Raw genomic sequence first — 1987 nt, 5'->3', positions numbered from 1 at the left:
GAGAACCGAAGCCGCAGCCAGCGCCGGCGTTCCCGCGGCGGCTGGATGACGTTGAGCCGCATCGACCAGCCGGCCGGACCGTCTTCGTCGTAGGTTTCCCCGCCGAACCGCATCCGCAGGTCGCCTGGGTATTCGGTTTGCGACCAAGCCAATTCGCGATCGGTCAGCGCCTCGTCGTCGATCACCAGCACGTCGCCGGCGCCCAGGTCGACGACGTCACCGCCACCGCCACCGCCACCGGTGGTGGTCACCACCGCACCGCCGGCACCGGTCTACACCCCCAGGCATACGGCGCCGCCCACCACCGCGCCGCCGCAACCGACGGTCACCACGACGGTGCCGCCGCCACCGCCGGTGGAAACCAGCTCCACACCGCCGCCGCCGCCACCGCCGCCGACGACCACCACCTCGACGGTGCCCATGACCACGGAGTGGATCCACGTTCCGCTGCTGCCGATACCGATTCCGGTGCCGGTTCCCCAGCAGCAGGCCCCGTCGACGCCGCAGTACCCGCAATATCAGCCGTATCCGGGGAACCAGTATTCGCAGTATCCGGGCAGCTCCCAGAATCCGTTCCTGGGGCCGGGCTACTAGCGTCCTTCCTGCGTACGCACACCGCCTGCGGGGTTAGCCGCACGCGCGTAACGTTTATGTCACCAAGTTCGGACGGGGTTCATCCCGTCGTGCCCTCGCACAGGGCGTTGCAAAAGACCTTGGAGGCGTTACGTGGACATCGTGCTTGGAGTGTCGATGGCTCCCAGGACAGTCCGCCTGGTAGCGATCGAAGGTGAAAATGCGGATGGCGTGACCGTCGAACAAGAAGAGTTCGCGGTTGGAGCTGCGGGGAATTCGGCTGATCTGGGCGCCGGTGCGGTCGGTCAGGTGATCGACGCGATCATCGGCACCCGCGAAGGAGTGCTCGAGGGCGGCCACCGGCTGACCTCCATCGGGGTCACCTGGAGTGACCCCGCCGGCGTCGGGGCGCTGTGGGAGGCGCTCGCCACCCGCGAGATCGACGGCGTGATGCTGGTCGCGCCGTTGCTGGCCGCCGCCGCGCTGGCCCAGACCGTCGGATACGCGCTCGGCTACGAGCGCCTCGCGATGCTGTTCGTCGAGCCGGCGAACGCGACGCTGGCGGTGGTCGACGTCTCCGACGGCTCCATCGTCGATCTGCACCGGCGCCAGATCGGCGACGCTCGCGCGGGCGGCCTGGCCGTCGAGCTGGCGTCGATGGTCTCCGGTCTGGACGCCCGCGGGTCGCGCGCCGACGGTGTGTTCGTGATCGGCTGCGGAACCGACATCGTGGCGCTGAAGTCCACGCTCGAGGCGGCCACCCCGCCGATCACGGCGACGATGCCGGCCAGGGCGCTGCCGGCCAGCAGCATGGACAAGGGCCGGCGGCGCGGTGGGTCCTCGTCGTCGTCGGCGACGGCGCTGTAGGCCCGCACGTCGGTGTCGACGTCGGCGTGGCCCCAGACGTCCAGGTACGACGGGCCGAGGCCGGGTGGATTCATTTCGCCGGTGCCCGGATCCAGCGCGTAGGCCAGGGCGGCCGTCGACGACGCGAACAGCGGCGCGTTCGCCGAGGCCAGGGCCGCGCCGCGGGCCAGCGCCATGTCCGGCTCCTCGGGGCCGGTGACCGGAAGCGGGGTGGCCGCCTCGAGCGTGGACTTCAGCGCCACGATGTCGGTTCCGCAGCCGATCACGAACACACCGTCGGCGCGCGACCCGCGGGCGTCCAGACCGGAGACCATCGACGCCAGCTCGACGGCCAGGCCGCCCGCGCGAGCGTCGCCGATCTGGCGCCGGTGCAGATCGACGATGGAGCCGTCGGATACGCGCTCGGCTACGAGCGCCTCGCGATGCTGTTCGTCGAGCCGGCGAACGCGACGCTGGCGGTGGTCGACGTCTCCGACGGCTCCATCGTCGATCTGCACCGGCGCCAGATCGGCGACGCTCGCGCGGGCGGCCTGGCCGTCGAGCTGGC

General features: G+C 70.9%; 2 protein-coding genes and 3 pseudogenes. 3 read left to right on the top strand and 2 right to left on the bottom strand.

All coding sequences use genetic code 11. The features are described 5' to 3' along the window. Positions 1–251 (bottom strand): annotated as a pseudogene (locus A5646_RS21310) (hypothetical protein); the annotation flags it as partial. A gap of 21 nt (positions 252–272) precedes the next feature. After that, the gene (locus A5646_RS29565) at positions 273–422 is read right to left on the bottom strand and encodes a hypothetical protein (protein ID WP_197505253.1); all 150 of its coding nucleotides are present in this window, start codon (positions 420–422) and stop codon (positions 273–275) included. Here A5646_RS29565 and A5646_RS29560 point away from each other — a divergent pair. From A5646_RS29560 to A5646_RS29165, 3 genes and pseudogenes are all read left to right on the top strand, one after another. After that, positions 421–594: a hypothetical protein gene (locus A5646_RS29560; protein ID WP_156748876.1), complete on the top strand. Its 174-nt coding sequence runs from the start codon at positions 421–423 to the stop codon at positions 592–594. The genes A5646_RS29565 and A5646_RS29560 overlap by 2 nt on opposite strands. Before the next feature lie 132 nt (positions 595–726). Continuing rightward, a pseudogene (locus A5646_RS21305) lies at positions 727–1335 on the top strand (hypothetical protein); the annotation flags it as partial. A gap of 131 nt (positions 1336–1466) precedes the next feature. After that, a pseudogene (locus A5646_RS29165) lies at positions 1467–1987 on the top strand (hypothetical protein); the annotation flags it as partial.

Origin of the sequence: Mycobacterium sp. 1245499.0, assembly GCF_001673615.1 — a bacterium.
GTDB lineage: Bacteria > Actinomycetota > Actinomycetes > Mycobacteriales > Mycobacteriaceae > Mycobacterium > Mycobacterium europaeum_A.
Note: the sequence above shows the minus strand (reverse complement) of the source record. Positions and strands in the feature narration are given on the sequence as shown.